We start from the raw sequence: 19,565 nt of genomic DNA on the forward strand, positions 1-19,565 counted from the left end.
GTGACGATCGGTCATGTGCTCCCGCGTGGGGGCATTTCCGCCGGTTATGACAATATTGTCCGACGTGAGGGAGCGGAGCGAGCGAACCGTAGATACAGGGCCTTTTGGGGCCACGATGGAGCCGAGCGCCAGCGAGGCGGAATCGTGAGCCCCGGCCGGTCCTTCGATCCCTCAGCTATGCCCACCGTCACAATGATCGGCGGTGGCCAGTTGGCGCGCATGACGCACCAGGCCGCGATCGCGCTCGGCCAGCGGCTACGCGTGCTCGCCGAGAACCCGGACGACCCGGCCGCGCAGGTCAGCCCCGAGGTCGTGCTCGGTAGTCACAACGATCTGACCGCGCTGCGCAAGGCCGCGATCGGGTCGCACGCGCTGACCTTCGATCACGAGGGCGTGCCCACCGGGCATCTCGAGGCGCTGGTCGCCGAGGGGGTGAACGTGCAGCCGCCGCCGCGGGCGCTGATCTTCGCGCAGGACAAGATGGCCATGCGGATCAAGCTGTCCGAGCTCGGCCTGCCGGTGCCCGCGTTCGCGCCGGTGGCCGAGGTGGCCGACGTGGTGCGGTTCGGCGATGAGCAGGGCTGGCGGATCGTGCTCAAAGCGGTGCGTGGTGGTTACGACGGTCGCGGTGTGTGGATGCCGGAGTCGGCGGACGAGGCCGCGGCGATCGTGACCGATCAGCTCGCGCACGGTGTGCAGTTGCTCGCCGAGGCGAAGGTGGATCTGAAGCGCGAGCTGTCGGCGATGGTGGCGCGGTCGCCGTTCGGGCAGGCCGCGACCTGGCCGGTGGTGGAGACCGTGCAGCGCAACGGTCAGTGCGCCGTGGTGATCGCGCCGGCGCCGGATCTCGATGACGATCTGGCCGCCGAGGCGGAGACGCTGGCGCTCAACCTGGCCAAGGAGCTCGGCGTTGTCGGTGCGATGGCGGTGGAGCTGTTCGAAACGCACGAGGGCAAGCTGCTGGTGAACGAGTTGGCGATGCGTCCGCACAACTCCGGGCACTGGGGCATGGACGGTGCCCGCACCGGCCAGTTCGAGCAGCATCTGCGTGCGGTGCTGGACTACCCGCTCGGTGACACCAGTCCGCTGGCCCCGGTCACCGTGATGGCCAACATCCTCGGTGCGGCCGAGGCGCCCGCGATGTCGATGGACGAGCGCCTGCACCATCTCTTCGCGCGGATGCCCGACGCCAAGGTGCACATGTACGGCAAGGGCGAACGCCCCGATCGCAAGATCGGGCACATCAACATCCTCGGTGATGAGGTCGCCGTGGTGCGAGAACGAGCTGAGCGGGCGGCACAGTGGATGTCGCGCGCGGTATGGACCGATGGATGGGATCCCCATGAGTGACGTGAGCACCCCCCAGGTCGGCCTGATCATGGGCAGTGACTCCGACTGGCCGACCATGGAAGCCGCCGCGGAAGCGTTGGCGGAGTTCGGCATTCGCTTCGAGGTCGGTGTCGTCTCGGCGCACCGCACCCCCCAGCGCATGCTCGACTACGCCCGCGACGCCGCCGACCGCGGCCTCCAGGTCATCATCGCCGGTGCCGGCGGCGCCGCCCACCTCCCCGGCATGGTCGCCTCCGCGACCCCCCTCCCCGTCATCGGCGTCCCCGTCCCCCTCAAATACCTAGACGGCATGGACTCCCTCCTCTCCATCGTCCAAATGCCCGCAGGCGTCCCGGTAGCCACCGTCTCCATCGGCGGCGCCCGCAACGCCGGCCTCCTAGCAGTCCGCATCCTCGCCACCCACAACCCAGCCCTCCGCACCCGCATGCAGGACTTCCAAGCCGGCCTGGAAAAGATGGTCCTGCAAAAGGACGAAGCCCTCCGCACCAAACTCCTCGGCTGATCAGCGGTTACGACTGCCCGCCCGCAGTGCCGCAACGGATTCCACGAGCCCCGCACTATCGAGGGCGTCCAGCACGTCCTCGATAGTCTCCGGCGGGTTGGTGTGCGAATCCGCGATCTGCTGGATGCACGCCCAGACCACGCGATCATCGAGGTCGATCTGATCGAGTAGGAAGTCGTCCGGGCTCATTGCCTCGATGTTCCAGGGGGCCAACGCATCTGGTGGGAAGTCCGGGAGGTTGGACGTGACGATGACCTGTGCGCCGACCTTGATCGCCGCTGCGAGGACATGCCGATCATCGGGGTCGGGCAGCTTCAACCCTTCGATCAGTGGTTCATAGCCGTCGACTCGGCAGTCCGGGACAGCATCGTTCATGAGTCTGCGCAGCCGGGCCAGTTTCTCGATCGGGATATCGGGCCGTTTGGCTGCGAGGTTTGTCAATGCCTCGTCGAGGATCGTGTTCGTCCACTTCGCTTGTACGACACCAGATCTCGCGAGTCGGATCAATAGATCTCGCAGAGCATTTCCGTAGAGGACGTTGGCGTCGTATACCGCGACGAAGGCCATCGTTCAGATGCCGAGATCTTGGCCGAGCCTGGCCAGCTCATCTGCCGCGGCCTTGCTCTTTGCCTCGTGCTCCTGCTGGTATTCCTTGAGATCTTCGTACTTGATCCTCCGGTGCCTACCGACAAGGCGGAACGGGATCTCACCGCCTTCCAGCAGTGTGACCACGTAGGGCCGGGAGACGTTCAGCATGTCCGCTGCCTGCTGGGTGGTGAGCTCGGCGTGCGAGGGGACTACCGACACACCGCGCCCTTCGGCGGCCTGGGCCAGGATGAATGCCAGCAGGCTGACGGCTTCTCGGGGCAGCACTAACGCATCCTCGCCGGAGTGCTCCTGCGTGACCTGGATGTTCTGCTCGGTGGGGTGCTGCATGAGGTAGTCCTTGATCCTCCGCATTGCCCGCGCGGCCACGTCGGCGTCGATCTTCCCGGGTTCGGTGCGCTTCGCGGACTGCATGCTCACCATGACAACCACCTCCTTATTCGAAGTATACGAAACAATCGAAATATTCGAAAGAGGGCCGCGCTGGTCCGGCGTGGCCTCCTGCCTCGCTACGGTGAGGTTGTGACTACTGGGGACATCCGCCCGCGGAGCGGGGATGACAACACGCGGTTTCGGCTGACTGTTGTTGATCAGGCGTTGCGGTTGTTTGCGGAGAAGGGGTATGAGGCGACGACTGTCGACGAGATCGCGGAGGCGGCGGGGATTTCGCGGCGGACGTTCTTTCGGCAGTTTCGGTCGAAAGAGGATGTGATCTTCGCCGATCATGAATCGCAGTTGGCGCAGGCGGCGGAGTTTCTCGCGGCGGCGCCGGGGGATCCGTGGGAGACGGTGTGCGAGGCCGTTGTTCAGGTGTTCGAGCGGTTCACGCAGTGGCGGGAGATCGCGGAGCGGCGGTATCAGGTGGTGCGGCGGGTGCCCGCGCTGCGCGAGCGGGAGATCGTCACAGTGTTCCGGTATGAGCGGCTGTTCACCGACTATCTGCGGGATCGGCTGCCCGAGGTGCCGGATCTGGCGCGGGTGCAATACACCGCCGCGGTGACCGCGACGCACAACTATCTGCTGCGCCGAATGGTGCGCGGCGAGTCGGACGCGGGCGCGGCGGATCTGCGCGTCGAGCTGGCCGCAATTCCGCGCGGTTCGGGACGTCGTCCGGGCGTCGATGAGCTGGTGGTCGCGGTATTCCCGCGCGATACCCCACCCCGGCAGGTCGCCGATCTGGTGGCACGCAAACTGGGTAGTCTTTGATCTAGGTCAAGTGCGACCAATCTGACACTGAGTGCCAGGAAGTATCCGCACGTTGCGGCCGTGCTTGGGCGTACACTTGAACAAGATGTGGCACTGAGTGCCGACATGTACCGACGACCAGGAGTGAGCCCCATGGCGGGAAACCCCGATTTCGACCTGTTCAAGCTCGAGGACTTCCACGACGAGCTGCGTGCGGCCATCCGCGGTCTCGCGGAGAAGGAGATCGCGCCGCACGCCAAGGACGTCGACGGCAACGCTCGCTTCCCGGAGGAGGCGCTCACCGCGCTCAACGCCGCGGGCTTCAACGCGGTGCACGTGCCGGAGGCCTACGGCGGCCAGGGCGCCGACTCGGTGGCCACCTGCATCGTGATCGAAGAGGTCGCCCGCGTCTGCGGTTCCTCCTCGCTCATCCCCGCGGTCAACAAGCTCGGCACCATGGGTCTGATCCTCAACGGCTCCGAGGACCTCAAGCAAAAGGTGCTGTCCGACATCGTCAATGGTGAGATGGCCTCCTACGCGCTGTCCGAGCGCGAGGCCGGTTCCGACGCCGCCAGCATGCGCACCCGCGCGAAGCAGGAGGGCGACGACTGGATCCTCAACGGCTCCAAGTGCTGGATCACCAACGGCGGCAAGTCTTCCTGGTACACCGTGATGGCGGTGACCGATCCGGACAAGGGCGCCAACGGTATTTCGGCGTTCCTGGTGCACAAGGACGACGAGGGTTTCGTGGTCGGCCCGCTCGAGCACAAGCTCGGCATCAAGGGATCGCCTACAGCGGAACTGTATTTCGAGAACTGCCGGGTGCCGGGTGACCGCATCGTCGGCGAGCCGGGCACCGGCTTCAAGACCGCGCTGCAGACCCTCGATCACACCCGACCGACCATCGGCGCGCAGGCTGTCGGCATCGCGCAGGGCGCGCTCGACGCGGCCATCGCCTACACCAAGGACCGCAAGCAGTTCGGCAAGGCGATCGCCGATTTCCAGAACACCCAGTTCATGCTCGCCGACATGGCGATGAAGATCGAGGCCGCCCGCCTCATGGTCTACACCTCGGCCGCCCGCGCCGAGCGCGGCGAGAAGAACCTCGGCTTCATCTCCGCCGCCGCCAAGTGTTTCGCTTCCGACGTCGCGATGGAGGTGACCACCAACGCCGTCCAGCTGTTCGGTGGCGCCGGCTACACCACCGATTTCCCGGTGGAACGCATGATGCGTGACGCCAAGATTACGCAGATCTACGAGGGCACCAACCAGATTCAGCGCGTCGTCATGTCGCGCGCGCTGCTGCGCTGACAGCAGGTTCGACGAAGGCGGTGCCGAGATTCGTTCTCGGCACCGCCTTTTCGCTGCGTCAGGAGAGCTCGGCGAGCGATGACACGATGACGCGGGCGACCGCGACCTGACCAGCCGGGGTGAGATGTACGCCGTCCGGTTCGAACATGCCCGAGCCGGGTCGCGTGACCGCGAGCGTATCGATCGCCGGTTCCGGGCGGTCGAGCAGCACCCGTGCCGTCTCTTCGTGATCCTTTGCGCGCCAACTGATCTCCGCCTGCTGGAAGGGCGGGAAGGCGGCGATGAGCGCCTCGACCATATCGTGTGGGGTGATCCAGACCCAGCGCGCGCCACTCAATCGCACACCCTCGTCGTGCAGCAGGCTCAGGTTGCGCGCCGTCTCCTCGGCACTGACCACGCGCGGCCCGTCGCTGCCGATGCGTTGCGCATCATTGGCGCCGAGCTGGCACAGCACCCAGTCCGGCCGCCGGAAGCCAAGCGTGGCAATGCCTTTCAATGTCTGCGTGGTCGTCGCCCCCGATACGGCCAGGTTGGTGAGGGTGATCCCGTCATCCGGCCGCCGCAGTTCGAGCAGCTGCCGCAGGATTTCGAACCAGGACAGCCGATCGGCGGCGCTGCTCTCGCCGAGGGCGACCACGTGGGCGCCGGGCGCGAAGGGGAGCCGATCGACCTGGTCCGCGACCCACGCCTCGGTGAGCAGGCCGGCCGCCGCCGCCCGGGCTTGTTCGGCGAATTCCGCACGCAGCGAGTGATATTCGTCGGCTGTCAGGCCGAACAGCGCCGCGACATGCGCGTCGTCGATGCCGTTCAGGAAGGGGAGCGATAGTTCGGGTCGCTGGAATCGGGCCAGTTTGGCGGCCATCTCGGTGGTCATGGTGTGCCTTCCGGGGGGCTATGAACGAGGAAGCAGGAAGCCCACGGCGATCAGCCAGGCCATCCCGGTGAAACGAGCGATGGGCAGCAGGAACGCGGCCGCGGTGACGGTGAGCGCCGCGGTGGTGCCCAGCGCGATGAGCGCGATCACCAGCCCCGCCACCGGCAGCCACGGCGCGAGCCGTCGTTGCAGCAGCGCGCTGAGTGCGATCCCCGCGATGAGCAGGCCGGTCGTCACGACATTGCCGGGCCCACCGCACAGAAACGCGAGGGTGTGCAGCGCGCGGACCAGCGCCGGGTCGGCGACCACCTCCGGCACGGTCAACACCCAGCTGACCACGCCGGAGCAGATCAGGAAGGCAGCGGCGAGCGCGTCGTCGGCCGCTCCGAACGGCGACGGAAACGGGCTTCCGCCGGCCAGGACCGTGCTGAGGACGAGCCCGGCGACGAACAGCCCGGCGGCAACCGCCGCGAGCAGGCCGAGAGGCGGTTCGAGACTTGTCGCTGGTCGATCGAGGGGAGTTGGTGCTGCTAGCGCCATGTCAATCCGTTCTTGACTGTGAATCGTTCTCTAGAGTGAACGATTACCCGATGGGTACGATAGCCGCGTGGCCGAATCGGAGCAAGAGGTTGTCGAGCAGGCGCGCCCCATGCGCGCGGTGGCCTTTCACCTTGCCCAGCTGGGCGCGCATGCGACGCAGCGCTTTTCCGAACGCATCGCCGAAATCGGGCTCACCCCAGCGGAAGTCGGCATTCTGCGGATGATCGCCGCCGAGCCCGGCCGCAGTCAGCGCGCACTCGCCGCCGAACTCGGCGTCGTCCCCAGCCGGGTGGTCGCCCTGATCGATCCGCTCGACAGCAAGGGGCTCATCGAACGGCGGCGCAGCGTAACCGACCGCCGTAACCACGAACTGCACCTCACCCCGGTAGCGGGCAAGATGCTCGCACGCCTGGCCGCCGTGGCGGTAGCTCACGAAACGGAAATGACCGCAGCGCTGTCGGACACCGAATATCGGCAATTCGCCGACCTGCTCGATCGTCTCGTCGCCGCCCGGGGGTTGTCGCCGGGCGTTCATCCGGGCTACCGCACGCTCGACTCGAACTAGTCGCCGACGACCGGCTTTCGAGCCGCGGCCCGTACTGTCCACGAGCGCTGAATGTGCTCGCGATGCTGTGCCCTCGGTCAGACTCGAACTGACACTGGACGGGTTTTGAATCCGTTGCCTCTGCCAATTGGGCTACGAGGGCATGACAGGTCACCGCACGGGGTGACCCGGGTTGCTAGCCGACCAGGTCGGCGTATTCGCGGTGTTCGGCGATGTACTTCTCGACGTACCAGCAGGTCGGGATGATGGAGTAGCCGTTGTCGCGGGAATCCTTTAGTGCGTATTCGACGACTTCGGCGGCGACGCCGCGGCCGCGGAATTCGGGGAAGGTCATGGTGTGATGGAAGTCGCGGACCTTCGGGTCGTCGCGCTGGGCGTAGTCGGCATAGCCGGCGAGGGTGTCGTCGAGATATATCTCGAAACGGGTGTCGGCGACGTTGTGCTCGAGCCTGGTGGTCATGATCTGGTGAAACTCCTTTGCGGCCGGGAATGTTCCGTGGGCTAAAGAATCGCGCCTGGATTGAGGATGCCGTGCGGGTCGAGTGCGTCCTTGATGCGGTGGGTCAATGCCATTACGTCGGGGCCGAGCTGATCGGGCAGCCACGCCTTTTTCAGCCGCCCGACGCCGTGCTCGCCGGTGATGGTGCCGCCGAGCGCGATGGCCAGGTCCATGATCTCGCCGAAGGCGCGGTGCGCGCGCTCGGTCATGGCGGCGTCGTCCGGGTCGTGCACGATCAGCGGGTGGGTGTTGCCGTCCCCGGCGTGCGCGATCACCGAAACCATCACGTCGTTGCGTTCCGCGATGTCGGCGACGCCGCGCACCAGGTCACCCAGCCGCGGCAATGGGACACCGACGTCCTCGAGCAGTAGTGTGCCCAGCTTCTCCACCGCCGGAATCGCGAAACGCCGTGCCGCCGTGAAGGCTTCGCCCTCTTCGGGATCCTCGGTGTGGAAAACCTCTGCCGCGCCCGCCTTTTCGCACGCGGCCACCATGATTTCGGCTTCTCGCCTGGCGAATTCGCCCGGCGCGTCCGAGCGGGCGACGAGCAGCGCCGCGGCCTTGCGATCCAGGCCCATCCGCAGCTCGTCCTCGACCGCGTTGATCGACACCGAATCCATGAATTCCAGCATGGAGGGCCGCAATTCGCCGGTGATCGCGAGGATCGCGTCGACGGCGGCGCTCAGCGTCGCGAAGGTCGCGACGACGGTGCTCTGCGGGGGTTGTGCGGGCAGCAGGCGCAGCGTCAGCTCGGTGATGATGCCGAGTGTGCCTTCGCTGCCGACGAACAGCTTGGTCAGCGACAGTCCGGCGGAATCCTTGAGCCGTGGTCCGCCGAGCCGCAGCACCGTCCCGTCGGCCAGCACTACTTCCATGCCGAGCACGTAATCGGTTGTCACGCCGTACTTCACACAGCACAGCCCGCCCGCGTTGGTGGCGGCGTTCCCGCCGATCGAGCAGATTTCGAACGACGACGGGTCCGGCGGATACCAGAGCCCGTGCTCGGCGACCGCGCGCTTGACCTCGGCGTTCAGCAGGCCGGGCTGCACCACCGCGGTCCGCGTGACCGGGTCGATCGCGATCGCCCGCATCCGCTCGGTGCTCAACACGAGGCCGCCATCGACTGCGGTGGCGCCGCCGGAAAGCCCGGAGCCAGCGCCGCGCGGCACCACCGCGATCCGGTGCTCGTGCGCCCAGCGCAGCGTCGCGGCGACGTCATCGGTGCTGGTAGCGCGCACCACGGCGAGCGGCGTGCCCGCGTCGGGATCGCGCGCCCAGTCCTGCCGGTAGCTCGTGAGCAGGTCGGGGTCGGTGACTACCGCGCCATCGGGCAGCTGATCGATCAGGTCATGCAGGTCCACAACTCTCCACGCTAGCCCGCCGAGGCGGCCAGACCACGCAAGCCACCGAATGTGATGTCACCCGCCACAGTGGTGTTCGTGCCGGTTCGGGATAAGAATGCCGAGAGGGGCTTGCTGTCGGGGCATCGAGTTCTCCCGGCACCACACGAGGGGGCGCCGGATTCCGCGCGGCGCGAATGCTTGGCAGATCGACACGCTTTGCAGGTAGCCGCAGCGCCGCAACGCAACTCGGAGGGATGATCGGATGCAGGACGATTCGCACGGTCGCCAAGAACTGGTCGCCGCGATATTCTCCAGCGAATTCATCGAGGGCGGCATCGACCCGGCGGTACTACGCCGCATCTACGCGGGCGACCGCACCGAATGGCTGACCGCCCTGGACCGCTCCGGCATCTTCGGCAAGGAAACCCTCGCCGACCTCACCACCCAGTGGCACCGCAACCCACGCCAACTACTGGATATCCTGCTCACCGAGGCCGACGACGTAACCAAGCGCCGCTGCCTGACCGCCTGGGCCGCATTAGATCGCGGCGCGACCGGAACCGAGAAAGCCCAGATCAGCTGAAGAGCTGATCGTCAGCGAAAACCCCGCGACTGATCTCAGAAGTACATGGGTAACTCCCTGGGGACGGGCTAAGTCGTCCTTCACCATCACCGCCGGTCGCCAACGCTGCCGGTGTGGCACCTAGGTCTGGCCTGAATACGCGGAGAGGCGGCGGGGTTCATCTTTCGGACACCTGCCGCTGGCAGGCTGGCTGCGTGCACGAGCTGGCGAGAACCACCGAGACCGTCGCGGACCGGTTCACCCGATGGTGTGAGGCCGTGGTCGCGCGGTTGCCGTGGGGTCTGAATCGTCTTGTCCCCGCGACCTTCCTCGGTTTCGCGCTGATCAACAGCTTCACCTTCGGCGTCGATCTGCTGCTGCTGACCATCTTCCACGGCTGGTGGGGCCTGCCGGTCTGGCTGTCGATCACCATCGCCTACGTGTGCGCGTTCGGCCTCAGCTTCGTGCTCAACCGCACCTTCAACTTCCATTCGCATGCCCAGGTCGGCAAGCAGGCCGCCGTGTACTGCGTGGTCGTCGCGATCAACTACGTCGCGTTCATCCTGGGTGTCGGTAGCGGCCTGACCGCGCTCGGTCTCGAATACCACCTGGCCAGGATGCTGGCGGGGGCGTGCGAGGCGGTGTACATGTACAGCGCGATGCGCTGGGTGGTGTTCCGCCGCGACCCGAAGTCCGAACTTGCGCCTCACGCGACGTGAGGTCCTAGCGTCGTAGGTGTGGCGAACACCAACGGATACGTCAAGGTCGGCGAGCTGGCCACGGTGACCGGGCTGACCGTGCGCACCCTGCACTACTACGACAAGATCGGCCTGCTGTCGCCCTCGGGCCGCAACGGCGCCGGGCACCGGTTGTATTCGAACGACGACGTGCAGCGGCTGTATCGGATCGGCCTGCTGCGCAATCTGGGCCTGCGCCTGGACGAGGTGGCGGCGGCCCTGGACGATCCCGCCTGGGATCTGTCCGCCGTGATGCTCCGGCACGTCGCCGAACTCGATCGCAGACTCGCCGTCGGTCACCGGCTGCGCCAACGACTCACCACGATGGTCGCCACCGTCACCGACCACCGCAGCCTCGAAACACGGGAGCTGCTGGACACATTGGAGGACATGGCCATGCTCGACACCAAGATCCAGCGTCGCATCCCGACGCTCGTCTACCGCGATATCGCCGCCGCGCACGAGTATCTGACCACCGTGTTCGGCATGGAACCCGGCCTGCTCAGCAGGGGCGCGGACGGCACCGTGCACCACGGCGAGGTCACCGCGGGCGACGGCGTGATCTGGTTGCACGCGGTCTCCGAGCAGTTCAACCTGCAGTCGCCGCTCACCGTCGGCGCCTGCACCGAGGGCATGTCGATCGTCGTCGAGGACGTGGACGCGCACTTCCGGCACGCGAAGGCGGCGGGCGCCGAGATCCTGTACGAGCCCACCGATCAGTTCTACGGCTACCGCGACTACAGCGCGCGCGACCTCGAGCAGCGGCTGTGGTCGTTCATGACCCCGCTCGACTGATCAGCACCTCGGTCCGGTCACCGTCGACGACGATCGCGTCGTCGTCGGTGAGCGCCCAGTGCGCGATGCCTTCCGCGCGATAGAACTCGGCGACCGCGCCGCATTCGCCGTCCGGGTCGGTAGGGGAGTCGACGTGCGGCACGATCCGGCGATCGACCAATCCCAGTCCGTCCCATAGCGGTTCGATCCCGCACACAGGCGCGACCTCGGCAGGATCGTCCACCGTCTCGATCCCGTGCAGGTCGGGCGTCATCACGCAGGCACCCGCGCTGTAACCCGCGTACACCAGCGCATCGGCGGCGAGCAGCTTGGGTAGCACGAGATCGGCACCGCTGCGGGCGAATTGGGCACGCAGCACGAAGGTGTTGCCGCCGCGCACCCACACCATCGGGAACTCGGCCAGCGTCCGATCCAATTCCGCTGGGCTGCCGACGAAGTCACGAAGATCGACGGTCTCGGGTGCGTAGCCCAGCTTGCGCAGTGGCACCGTATCGCTGGTGACCGCCCCCGCCCACGCCTCCGGCCAGGCGTCACAGGCGTTGGGAATCAAGGCAACTCGCCCCGGCTCGCCGACCATTGCCGCGAGCCGGTCGTAGTGTGCCCCGAATCGGTAGCTGGACAGGAAGAGTCGCAATGGATCTCAGAAGGTGAAGGCCGGATTGCTGACCAACCGCTGCCCGAGCTCCTCGTCGCCGCTGATGGTGATCTCGTTGAGATGCTCGTCCGCGGTCGTGCGCCCGCCACCGAGCCGAACGAAAAGCTCGGAGGGTAGCTGGATTTCGACGGTGGCCAGCTCGTCGAACGAGTCCACATAACCGGCCCGACCTGCCACCTGAATACGCAGCGTCCTGGCCAGCGATCCGGTCAGGACGAACGTGATCCGCGAACCATCCGGTGCCCCACCCTTTTTCACCAGCACCCGCGGCACACTGCCCAGGAACTCGGCGAACCCCAACTCGCCGCGCGGCCCGCCCTCCTCGACCGGAACACCGAGCGCATCGGCGAGGTCGAGTTCGTGCATCCAGCAGTCGAACAGTCGCACCCGCATGAACCGGCCGTAACTGACCGGCCCGATCGGCGACTGGGTTTGCGCCTGCCATTCCGCATCGCCCATGGCGGCCAAGGCTTTCCGCCTGCGGTCGACGATCTCGCGGAACACCTCCAGCAGCCGGGCGCCGGACATCGGCCGCAGCCGGTCCACCCAGATCTCGTTGAACACCGCGGTCTCGTTGCGCACATGCGGCAGCGCGCTCACATCGGTCTTCACCGTGAGCGGATCATGCGGCGGCGGACGCTCGCCGAGCAGCCACGATTCGGTGCCGATGACGTGCGCGACCACATCGAACACGGTCCAGCCCGGCAGCGATGTCGGTGTCCGCCACTGGTTTTCGTCGATATCGGCGACGAGCGCGGCGATCGCGTCCCACTGTTCGGACAGCCGAGCCGACAGCTCGGTCCGGTCCAGTGTCGGGTCGGTCATTCGTGCGCTCCTTCGTCCGGGGCTTCCATGCCCAGTTTCCCACCGTGGCCCGGCTTTTCGTCGCGCTCCAGCGCCGCGATGCCGCCCTGGATGGCGGCCGCGGTGGACTGCGCGTCGTGTGGGCGGCGCAGCACGACCCCGGCGGCGAACCGGAACTTGTCGCCGTGCTTGCGCGGGATCACGTGCAGGTGCACGTGTGGGACGGTCTGAAAGGCGGCGGTACCGTCGTTGAGCAGCAGATTCGCGCCGTCGGCGGCGAGCGTGCTGCGCCGGACGGCCAGTGCGAGCCGATGCCCGGCGCGGAACACATACGCGCCCAGTTCGGCATCGAGATCCTCGAGCTCGGTGGCGTGTTGTTTCGGCACCACGAGCATGTGGCCGCGGGCGATGGGCCGGATATCGAGGAAGGCGCAGAGGGTGTCGTCCTCGTAGACCTTCGTTGCCGGGGCCTCGCCGGCCACGATGCGGCAGAAGACGCAGTCGTTCACAACGCTGGACCTTACGGCGTACGAGCGATGCGGAACAGCCCGGCGCGCGAATCGCCCATGACGCACGTCACTCTTCGCGCTCGCGACCACGCCCTGACCTGCTGCCGAACCTGCGGGTAAGTAATAGACCTGCATATTCGCTCTTGTCGCGGTCACCGGTAGCGACAACCATCAGTACCGGCGCTCATCCGAACAGTCGAAGGCACGGGAGGTGACCACGATGTCCGCAGCGAACTGGAGAACCGGCAAACGGGCGGAATCAGGCATGATCTTGTGACGGGCGTCTCAGCGGCCTGCACAAAGCGGCAGGTACAGTTGCGAGGATTTAGGCGACCTTACTCTGAAGTAATATCGTCCGGTCGTCCATCTGATGCCTGAAGCTCAGCACGAGAAGGAACTGACATAGTGGAGACAACGCAGAGCGTAGGCGACGAGTCGCCACGCGGCGCGCGTGTCGGAGTCGTTCGCGAGTCCAACGCGGGCGAACGACGTGTCGCATTGGTGCCGAAGATCATTCCGTCCTTACTGAAGCAGGGCGTGCAGGTCGTGATCGAGTCCGGTGCCGGGCTCGGCGCGCTCATTCCCGACAGCGCGTACGAAGAAGCGGGCGCGACGATCGGCGATCCGTGGGCGGCCGAGGTGGTCGTCAAGGTCGCGCCGCCCAGCGATGCCGAGGTGGCGAAGTTGTCCGGCGGGCAGACCCTGATCGGCTTCCTGGCGCCGCGCAACGCGGACAATCAGATCGGCAAGCTGAAAGCCGCCGGCGTGCAAGCGTTCGCGGTCGAGGCGATCCCGCGTATCTCGCGCGCACAGGTGATGGACGCGCTGTCCTCGCAGGCCAACGTCGCCGGATACAAGGCCGTGCTGTTGGCGGCCTCCGAATCGACCCGCTTCTTCCCGATGCTCACCACCGCGGCGGGCACCGTGAAGCCGGCGACCGTGCTGGTGCTCGGTGTCGGTGTCGCGGGGCTGCAGGCGCTGGCCACCGCCAAGCGCCTCGGCGGCCGCACCACCGGCTACGACGTGCGTCCCGAGGTCGCCGATCAGGTGCGCTCGGTCGGCGCGCAGTGGCTCGATCTCGGCATCGACGCCGCCGGTGAGGGCGGCTACGCCCGCGAGCTCACCGACGAGGAAAAGGCAAAGCAGCAACAGGCTTTGGAAGACGCGATCAAGGGCTTCGACGTCGTGATCACCACCGCGCTGGTGCCGGGCCGTCCCGCGCCGCGCCTGGTGACCGCCGCCGCCGTCGAGGGCATGAAGCCCGGCAGCGTGATCGTCGACCTGGCCGGCGAGACCGGCGGCAACTGCGAGCTCACCGAGCCCGGTGAGGTCGTGGTCAAGCACGAGGTCACCATCGCCTCGCCGCTGAACCTGCCCGCCACCATGCCCGAGCACGCTTCGGAGCTGTACTCGAAGAACATCTCGGCTCTGCTGGAACTGATGCTGGTGGACGGGAAACTCGTCCCCGACTTCAGCGATCAGGTGCTCGCCGATTCCTGCGTGACACGTGAGGTGGAAGCCTGATGTACACCGAACTCCTTGCGAACATCGCGATCCTGGTCTTGTCCGGGTTCGTCGGGTTCGCCGTCATCTCCAAGGTCCCCAACACCCTGCACACGCCACTCATGTCCGGTACCAACGCGATTCACGGCATCGTCGTGCTCGGCGCGCTGGTCACCCTGGGCAACGTGCAGGATCCGTCGATCCTGACCCAGATCATCCTGTTCGTCGCCGTCGTGTTCGGAACCCTGAATGTCATCGGTGGTTTCGTGGTGACCGACCGGATGCTCGGCATGTTCAAGGGCAAGAAAGCGGCAGCCCCGGTGAAGGCAGCAGGAGCGCAGCCTGCGCAGCGACAAGACGGAGCAGCGTGATGCATACCTTCGACAATGTGAGCTACCTGGTCAACGGGCTCTACATCATCGCCTTCGGCATGTTCATCTACGGCCTGATGGGCCTGACCGGCCCGAAGACCGCGGTGCGCGGCAACCTGATCGCTGCGGTCGGCATGTTCATCGCCGTTGTCGCGACCCTGATCTCGGTGCGCCACACCAGCAACTGGATCCTGATCGTCGCCGGTCTGGTGGTCGGTATCGCCCTCGGCGTGCCGCCCGCCAGGTTCACCAAGATGACCGCCATGCCGCAGCTGGTCGCCGCGTTCAACGGCGTCGGCGGTGGCACGGTCGCGTTGATCGCGTGGTCGGAATTCATCAACAGCCAAGGCTTTTCGCACTTCGACGAAGAGCCCACCGTGCACATCGTGGTCGGTTCGCTGTTCGCCGCGATCATCGGGTCGATCTCGTTCTGGGGCTCGCTGATCGCGTTCGGCAAGCTCCAAGAAATCCTGCCCGGTCGCCCGCTCGGCCTCGGCAAGCTGCAGCAGCCGCTGAACCTGCTGCTGCTCCTCGGCGCGATCGCCTCGGCCGTCGTGATCGGTATCGGCGCCACCAATGACGGTGTCTCCCAACTGTGGATGATCGCGGTGCTGGTGCTGGCCGGTGTGCTCGGCCTCGCGGTGGTGCTGCCGATCGGCGGCGCGGACATGCCGGTGGTCATCTCGCTGCTCAACGCGTTGACCGGATTGTCGGCCGCCGCAGCGGGTTTGGCGTTGAACAACACCGCGATGATCGTGGCGGGCATGATCGTCGGCGCGTCCGGCACCATCCTGACCAACCTCATGGCCAAGGCCATGAATCGGTCCATCCCGGCCATCGTCGCGGGCGGATTCGGTGGTGGCGGAACGGCTCCCGGCCCCAGCGGCGACGGCGAGGCCAAGACGGCCAAGGCCACCTCGGCCGCGGACGCCGCGATCCAGATGGCCTACGCCAATCAGGTCATCGTGGTCCCCGGCTACGGCATGGCCGTGGCCCAGGCCCAGCACGCGGTCAAGGAAATGGCGGCCCTGCTCGAAGCCAAGGGCGTCGAGGTCAAGTACGCCATCCACCCGGTCGCGGGTCGCATGCCCGGTCACATGAACGTGCTCCTGGCCGAGGCCGAGGTCTCCTATGACGCGCTCAAGGAGATGGACGACATCAACGGCGAGTTCTCCCGCACCGATGTCGCCCTGGTCATCGGCGCCAACGACGTCACCAACCCGGCTGCCCGCGAGGACGCCAGCAGCCCGATCTACGGCATGCCGGTGCTCAACGTCGACCAGGCCAAGAGCGTCATCGTGCTCAAGCGCTCGATGAACTCCGGCTTCGCGGGCATCGACAACCCGCTGTTCTACGCCGACCACACCTCCATGCTGTTCGGCGACGCGAAGAAGTCCGTCGGCGCGGTCACCGAGGAACTGAAGGCGCTGTAATACCCGCACCATCCGGCGAACGGCCCCCTGCGCATTGTGCGCAAGGGGCCGTTTGCCGCTAAATGGGTGGACACGGCAGTCCCGCAACCCTGATCATGCTCGGAGTGTCCACGCGTAATGAGCCTCTTCGGTTGATCGACCCGAGTGAGCCCTCGGCCGATCTCGCCGAGCGGCTGCCGTGGGCTGTCACCATCGATTCCTCCTACTCCACCCGCGATGCGATCGACGCCCTGGCGATGACTCCGTTCCTGCGCGGCGATCAACCGTGCGCGCACATCGCGCGACTCGAGCGGATCAACCCGGAAGCGCTGCTGCGCCCCGGGCACGGCCGGGTGGTGCGTTCGGTACGGGAAGAGGACAGCGCCTCGACATTGGTCGTCGGCCCGGGCTGGTCGTTGCGCGCCATCCGGTGGTCGGGTGGGTCGGCGATGGTCGAGGTCACCGCCGAGACCGACGAACTGGCCGCCAGTGTGCTCGCCGAATCGCTCGAGGGCGCGGCCGCACAGCCGGAGGTGGGCGAGACCATCGAGATGGGCTTCTGGCACATGAGCGGCCACGGGCCGCAGCGCCGCGGCCACACCATCTCGGCGCCGGAATGGCCGACCATCCGCGGCAACTATCCCGCGGATGTCGGGGGGCGCCCTGGATCGGCTGATGGCATTGACGGCCGCCGATGTGCGCGGCCGCCTCGTGCTGCTGCACGGACCGCCCGGCACCGGAAAGACCACCGCGCTGCGGGCACTCGCGCGGGCGTGGGCGCCGTGGTGCCAATTCGACTGTGTGCTCGATCCCGAGGTGATGTTCGGCAAGCCCGGCTACCTGATGGACGTGGCGGCCGGTGTCGACGGCGACAACGATACCAAGCGCTGGCGGATGCTGGTGCTGGAGGACTGCGACGAACTGATCCGCGGCGAGGCGAAAGAGACGGCGGGCCAGGGCCTTTCGCGGCTGCTCAATCTGACCGACGGCATGCTCGGCCAGGGTAGGGACGTGCTTGTCGCGATCACCACCAACGAGGACCTGTCCCGGCTGCACCCCGCGGTCACCCGGCCCGGCCGCTGCCTGGCGCAGCTCGAGGTCGGCCGGTTGTCGCCCGCCGAATCGGCGGCTTGGCTTGCGCGGGAACGGCGTCCCGATACCCCGGCCGATGTCGCCTGCCCGGACGGTGCGACGTTGGCGGAATTGGTGGCGCTGCGGGACGGCGACACCAAAATCCAAACGGTCAAGGAAGATCCCATCAATTCAGGTCTCTACCTGTGACGTAGTCCTTGATCGGCGACCGCACGAAATCCCGATCGATCGGCTAGATTCTGTGAGTTCGTCTGCCGTCACATGCGGCGGAATTGCGTAAACCCTGGGGAGGGGAATCCAATGACTACACCACCACCGAACTATCCGTATCCAGGACAACCTGGCGGACAGGGCTACGGCCAGCCGGGTTATCCACATGCGCCCGGCGCGCAGGGGTATCCGGCACAACCGGGCTATCCGCCGCCCAATGGGGGATTTCCGCCGCCCGGTAATTACCCGCCCGGTAATTACCCGCCCGGCTTTCCACCCGGCGGCTTCCCGCCGCCCGCCCCGCCGCCGCGGCGGTCCGGCGGTCCGGGCAAGGCCATCGCCATCACGGTTGCCATCGTCGTCGCGATCGGCCTTATCTACGGCCTCGTCGTGGTGTTTCGTCCCGACGGCGAGAAGGTCGCCGTGGGCGAGTGCGCGAAGCTGTCCGGCACCACCTTCAAAGCCGAATTCGCCACCAAGGAATGCTCCGACCCCGAGGCGAATTACGTGGTCGCGGAGCGAATCGACGGTGCCAACAAGGACTGCGCGACAAAGGACTACGCCAGCTATTACCAGACCGGTAGCAATGAATACACGCTCTGCCTTCGCTTGAACGTGAAGGAAGGCGACTGCGTGCACAGCAACACCCTTGGCGCCAGCACCAAGGTTCCGTGCACCGCGACGGCCGACTACAAGATCGGCCGAATCGTTCGAGGCAAGGCGGACACGGCCGCGTGCGGCGCCGACTACACCGCGGACAGCACCATCGCGTATCCGAAACCGGATCCGATGACGCTGTGCCTGGTGCCACCGAAGTAACTGCGGGCTAAGCGGATTCGGCGCGTGCCGGAGCGACCACTCCGGCATAGCGGCAGCACACCAGCACCGCGATCAGCGGAACAGCCATCGCGGTGGTCAGGGGGACCACCGCGGTGAGCCAGCCGATCACGGCGGGTCCGGCGAGCAGGCCGAGATAGCCGAAGCTGAAGACGCGCGACATGTCGGTCGCGGCCTTGTCGGAACCGAGATTGCCCGCGGCGGTGAAGATCTGGGGCACGCTGCCGGACAGTCCGAGGCCGGTCATCGCCCAGCCGAGCAAGGTCAGCGGGATCCAGGGCGACGCCAGGATCAGGACGAGGCCGAGCGCCGAGATCAGCATGCCGTAGCGCACGACCGCGACCCGGCCGAAGGCGCCGCTCACCCGGTCGGTGGCCAGGCGGCCCGCGGTCATGGCGACGGAGAAAGCGCCGAAAGCCAATGCCGCGGTGGCCGCGTCGGCATCGAGGTGTTCCCGCATCTGCAGGGTGCTCCAGTCGGCGGCCACGCCCTCGGTGAGCAGCACGGCGAAGGCGATCACGGCCAGCGCCAATACCTTTCGGCTGTGCTCCCGTTTGTTGGCGTCTTTCTTGGCCGACGGGGGGAGTGGTTCGGCCGCCGGGTGAAGCTCGGTCGCCGGTGGCTCGGTGTCGCGGAGCAGTCGCGGCAGCGCCACGAAGGTCAGTGCCATACAACCGATTGCCGCGAACGCCAACGTGATTCGGATGTCCAACCCGGCCCGCAGGGTAGCGGCGCCGAGCAATGACCCGAGCAGTCCACCGCCGGAGAACAGCGCGTGGAAAGCAGCCATGATCGGCCGCCCATACGCCCGTTCCACGTGCACCGCTTGGGTATTCATGGACACATCGAGCGCACCGTTGCCGAAACCGAAGCAGGCCAACGCGATCGCCAGCGTGACCGGCCCGGTGGCCAGGCCGGGCCCGATCACCGCTACCGACGCGATGATCGCGGCGGCCGCGACCAGTGTCCGGCTACCGAACCGGTCCGCGAGCGGCCCCGCGATGCGCATGCCGACGATGCCGGCGCCGGCCATCAGCAGGATGAACATCCCGAGCGTCGACTTCGCGACACCGGTCCGGTCGGTGATCGGCGGAATGTGCACGACCCACATGGCCAGCAGGAACCCGTTCAACCCGAACACCGTGAACACGGCGGCCCGGGCGACGCGGGTCGGTCGATCGGCAGTCGGAGTCAGCACCATTTCGACGGTACCGATGATGTTTCTGCGCGCGCCTCACCCCCTCGATGTCGGCAAGAGACCGGCGCAACCGCGTGGGATCCGGGGCGGGACTTCCTCGGCCCA

Annotated in this window: 23 protein-coding genes, 1 tRNA gene and 1 pseudogene; 14 read left to right on the plus strand and 11 right to left on the minus strand. The window is 66.7% G+C overall.

What is annotated here, in order from left to right; genetic code table 11:
* Positions 1–177: 177 nt before the first annotated feature.
* Both ACQPW1_RS07035 and purE read left to right on the plus strand, forming a co-directional pair.
* Positions 178–1,350 (plus strand): 5-(carboxyamino)imidazole ribonucleotide synthase, encoded by a 1,173-nt coding sequence (locus ACQPW1_RS07035; RefSeq protein WP_433661921.1) that lies wholly within the window; start codon positions 178–180, stop codon positions 1,348–1,350.
* Positions 1,343–1,852 (plus strand): 5-(carboxyamino)imidazole ribonucleotide mutase, encoded by a 510-nt coding sequence (gene purE / locus ACQPW1_RS07040; protein WP_433661922.1) that lies wholly within the window; start codon positions 1,343–1,345, stop codon positions 1,850–1,852. The genes ACQPW1_RS07035 and purE overlap by 8 nt, the downstream gene beginning before the upstream one ends.
* Here purE and ACQPW1_RS07045 read toward each other — a convergent pair whose 3' ends face one another.
* Positions 1,853–2,419: a PIN domain-containing protein gene (locus tag ACQPW1_RS07045; RefSeq protein WP_433661923.1), complete on the minus strand. Its 567-nt coding sequence runs from the start codon at positions 2,417–2,419 to the stop codon at positions 1,853–1,855.
* A 3-nt stretch (positions 2,420–2,422) separates the two neighbouring features.
* Positions 2,423–2,881, minus strand: coding sequence for a helix-turn-helix domain-containing protein (locus ACQPW1_RS07050; RefSeq protein ID WP_433661924.1), 459 nt, complete (start codon positions 2,879–2,881; stop codon positions 2,423–2,425).
* 99 nt (positions 2,882–2,980) lie between these two features.
* Here ACQPW1_RS07050 and ACQPW1_RS07055 point away from each other — a divergent pair, with 99 nt between their 5' ends.
* Entirely contained in the window at positions 2,981–3,664 is a 684-nt protein-coding gene (locus ACQPW1_RS07055) for a TetR family transcriptional regulator (protein ID WP_433661925.1), read from the plus strand.
* A 132-nt stretch (positions 3,665–3,796) separates the two neighbouring features.
* Complete coding sequence (locus ACQPW1_RS07060) at positions 3,797–4,954, plus strand: acyl-CoA dehydrogenase (protein WP_433661926.1); 1,158 nt, start codon at positions 3,797–3,799, stop codon at positions 4,952–4,954.
* 58 nt (positions 4,955–5,012) lie between these two features.
* On the opposite strand, the gene ACQPW1_RS07065 is transcribed toward ACQPW1_RS07060, so the two are convergent.
* Both ACQPW1_RS07065 and ACQPW1_RS07070 read right to left on the minus strand, forming a co-directional pair.
* Positions 5,013–5,828, minus strand: a complete 816-nt coding sequence (locus tag ACQPW1_RS07065; RefSeq protein ID WP_433661927.1) for an SGNH/GDSL hydrolase family protein — start codon at positions 5,826–5,828, stop codon at positions 5,013–5,015.
* A gap of 18 nt (positions 5,829–5,846) precedes the next feature.
* Entirely contained in the window at positions 5,847–6,368 is a 522-nt protein-coding gene (locus tag ACQPW1_RS07070; RefSeq protein ID WP_433661928.1) for a hypothetical protein, read from the minus strand.
* 67 nt (positions 6,369–6,435) lie between these two features.
* Here ACQPW1_RS07070 and ACQPW1_RS07075 point away from each other — a divergent pair, with 67 nt between their 5' ends.
* Positions 6,436–6,933 (plus strand): MarR family winged helix-turn-helix transcriptional regulator, encoded by a 498-nt coding sequence (locus ACQPW1_RS07075; RefSeq protein ID WP_433661929.1) that lies wholly within the window; start codon positions 6,436–6,438, stop codon positions 6,931–6,933.
* Between the two features lie 68 nt (positions 6,934–7,001).
* Here ACQPW1_RS07075 and ACQPW1_RS07080 read toward each other — a convergent pair.
* From ACQPW1_RS07080 to ACQPW1_RS07090, 3 genes are all read right to left on the minus strand, one after another.
* Positions 7,002–7,075, minus strand: a tRNA-Leu gene (locus tag ACQPW1_RS07080).
* Positions 7,076–7,108: 33 nt separating this feature from the next.
* On the minus strand, positions 7,109–7,393 hold the full coding sequence (locus tag ACQPW1_RS07085) for a GNAT family N-acetyltransferase (RefSeq protein ID WP_379286394.1): 285 nt from the start codon (positions 7,391–7,393) through the stop codon (positions 7,109–7,111).
* A gap of 41 nt (positions 7,394–7,434) precedes the next feature.
* Entirely contained in the window at positions 7,435–8,793 is a 1,359-nt protein-coding gene (locus ACQPW1_RS07090) for an FAD-binding oxidoreductase (protein WP_433661930.1), read from the minus strand.
* Positions 8,794–9,037: 244 nt separating this feature from the next.
* Here ACQPW1_RS07090 and ACQPW1_RS07095 point away from each other — a divergent pair, with 244 nt between their 5' ends.
* The 3 genes from ACQPW1_RS07095 to ACQPW1_RS07105 all read left to right on the plus strand — a co-directional run bounded on the left by ACQPW1_RS07095 (position 9,038) and on the right by ACQPW1_RS07105 (position 10,869).
* Entirely contained in the window at positions 9,038–9,358 is a 321-nt protein-coding gene (locus ACQPW1_RS07095) for a hypothetical protein (protein ID WP_433661931.1), read from the plus strand.
* A 194-nt stretch (positions 9,359–9,552) separates the two neighbouring features.
* A complete protein-coding gene (locus ACQPW1_RS07100) occupies positions 9,553–10,056 on the plus strand; it encodes a GtrA family protein (protein WP_433661932.1) in 504 nt (167 codons plus the stop codon).
* A gap of 18 nt (positions 10,057–10,074) precedes the next feature.
* On the plus strand, positions 10,075–10,869 hold the full coding sequence (locus tag ACQPW1_RS07105; protein WP_433661933.1) for a MerR family transcriptional regulator: 795 nt from the start codon (positions 10,075–10,077) through the stop codon (positions 10,867–10,869).
* On the opposite strand, the gene ACQPW1_RS07110 is transcribed toward ACQPW1_RS07105, so the two are convergent.
* The 3 genes from ACQPW1_RS07110 to ACQPW1_RS07120 are packed head-to-tail and all read right to left on the minus strand — an operon-like array spanning position 10,850 to position 12,837.
* The gene (locus tag ACQPW1_RS07110; protein ID WP_433661934.1) at positions 10,850–11,503 is read right to left on the minus strand and encodes a Type 1 glutamine amidotransferase-like domain-containing protein; all 654 of its coding nucleotides are present in this window, start codon (positions 11,501–11,503) and stop codon (positions 10,850–10,852) included. The two genes, ACQPW1_RS07105 and ACQPW1_RS07110, sit on opposite strands and share 20 nt — an antisense overlap.
* Before the next feature lie 6 nt (positions 11,504–11,509).
* The gene (locus tag ACQPW1_RS07115; RefSeq protein WP_433661935.1) at positions 11,510–12,349 is read right to left on the minus strand and encodes a maleylpyruvate isomerase family mycothiol-dependent enzyme; all 840 of its coding nucleotides are present in this window, start codon (positions 12,347–12,349) and stop codon (positions 11,510–11,512) included.
* The gene (locus ACQPW1_RS07120) at positions 12,346–12,837 is read right to left on the minus strand and encodes an HIT family protein (protein WP_433661936.1); all 492 of its coding nucleotides are present in this window, start codon (positions 12,835–12,837) and stop codon (positions 12,346–12,348) included. Before ACQPW1_RS07120 ends, ACQPW1_RS07115 begins: the two co-directional genes overlap by 4 nt.
* A gap of 405 nt (positions 12,838–13,242) precedes the next feature.
* On the opposite strand from ACQPW1_RS07120, the gene ACQPW1_RS07125 reads away from it, so the two are divergent.
* The 6 genes and pseudogenes from ACQPW1_RS07125 to ACQPW1_RS07150 all read left to right on the plus strand — a co-directional run bounded on the left by ACQPW1_RS07125 (position 13,243) and on the right by ACQPW1_RS07150 (position 18,244).
* Positions 13,243–14,361, plus strand: a complete 1,119-nt coding sequence (locus tag ACQPW1_RS07125; RefSeq protein ID WP_433661937.1) for a Re/Si-specific NAD(P)(+) transhydrogenase subunit alpha — start codon at positions 13,243–13,245, stop codon at positions 14,359–14,361.
* Positions 14,361–14,711: an NAD(P) transhydrogenase subunit alpha gene (locus tag ACQPW1_RS07130; protein ID WP_396965710.1), complete on the plus strand. Its 351-nt coding sequence runs from the start codon at positions 14,361–14,363 to the stop codon at positions 14,709–14,711. The genes ACQPW1_RS07125 and ACQPW1_RS07130 overlap by 1 nt, the downstream gene beginning before the upstream one ends.
* A gap of 17 nt (positions 14,712–14,728) precedes the next feature.
* Complete coding sequence (locus ACQPW1_RS07135) at positions 14,729–16,144, plus strand: NAD(P)(+) transhydrogenase (Re/Si-specific) subunit beta (protein ID WP_433665174.1); 1,416 nt, start codon at positions 14,729–14,731, stop codon at positions 16,142–16,144.
* Positions 16,145–16,239: 95 nt separating this feature from the next.
* Positions 16,240–16,719, plus strand: a pseudogene (locus tag ACQPW1_RS07140) (DUF5925 domain-containing protein); the annotation flags it as partial.
* Positions 16,720–16,771: 52 nt separating this feature from the next.
* Entirely contained in the window at positions 16,772–17,404 is a 633-nt protein-coding gene (locus ACQPW1_RS07145) for an AAA family ATPase (RefSeq protein ID WP_433661938.1), read from the plus strand.
* A 111-nt stretch (positions 17,405–17,515) separates the two neighbouring features.
* Positions 17,516–18,244: an LppU/SCO3897 family protein gene (locus ACQPW1_RS07150; protein WP_433661939.1), complete on the plus strand. Its 729-nt coding sequence runs from the start codon at positions 17,516–17,518 to the stop codon at positions 18,242–18,244.
* 7 nt (positions 18,245–18,251) lie between these two features.
* Here ACQPW1_RS07150 and ACQPW1_RS07155 read toward each other — a convergent pair whose 3' ends face one another.
* Positions 18,252–19,463, minus strand: a complete 1,212-nt coding sequence (locus ACQPW1_RS07155; protein ID WP_433661940.1) for an MFS transporter — start codon at positions 19,461–19,463, stop codon at positions 18,252–18,254.
* Positions 19,464–19,565 lie beyond the last annotated feature (102 nt).

The organism is Nocardia sp. CA-128927 (assembly GCF_050955855.1).
GTDB lineage: Bacteria > Actinomycetota > Actinomycetes > Mycobacteriales > Mycobacteriaceae > Nocardia.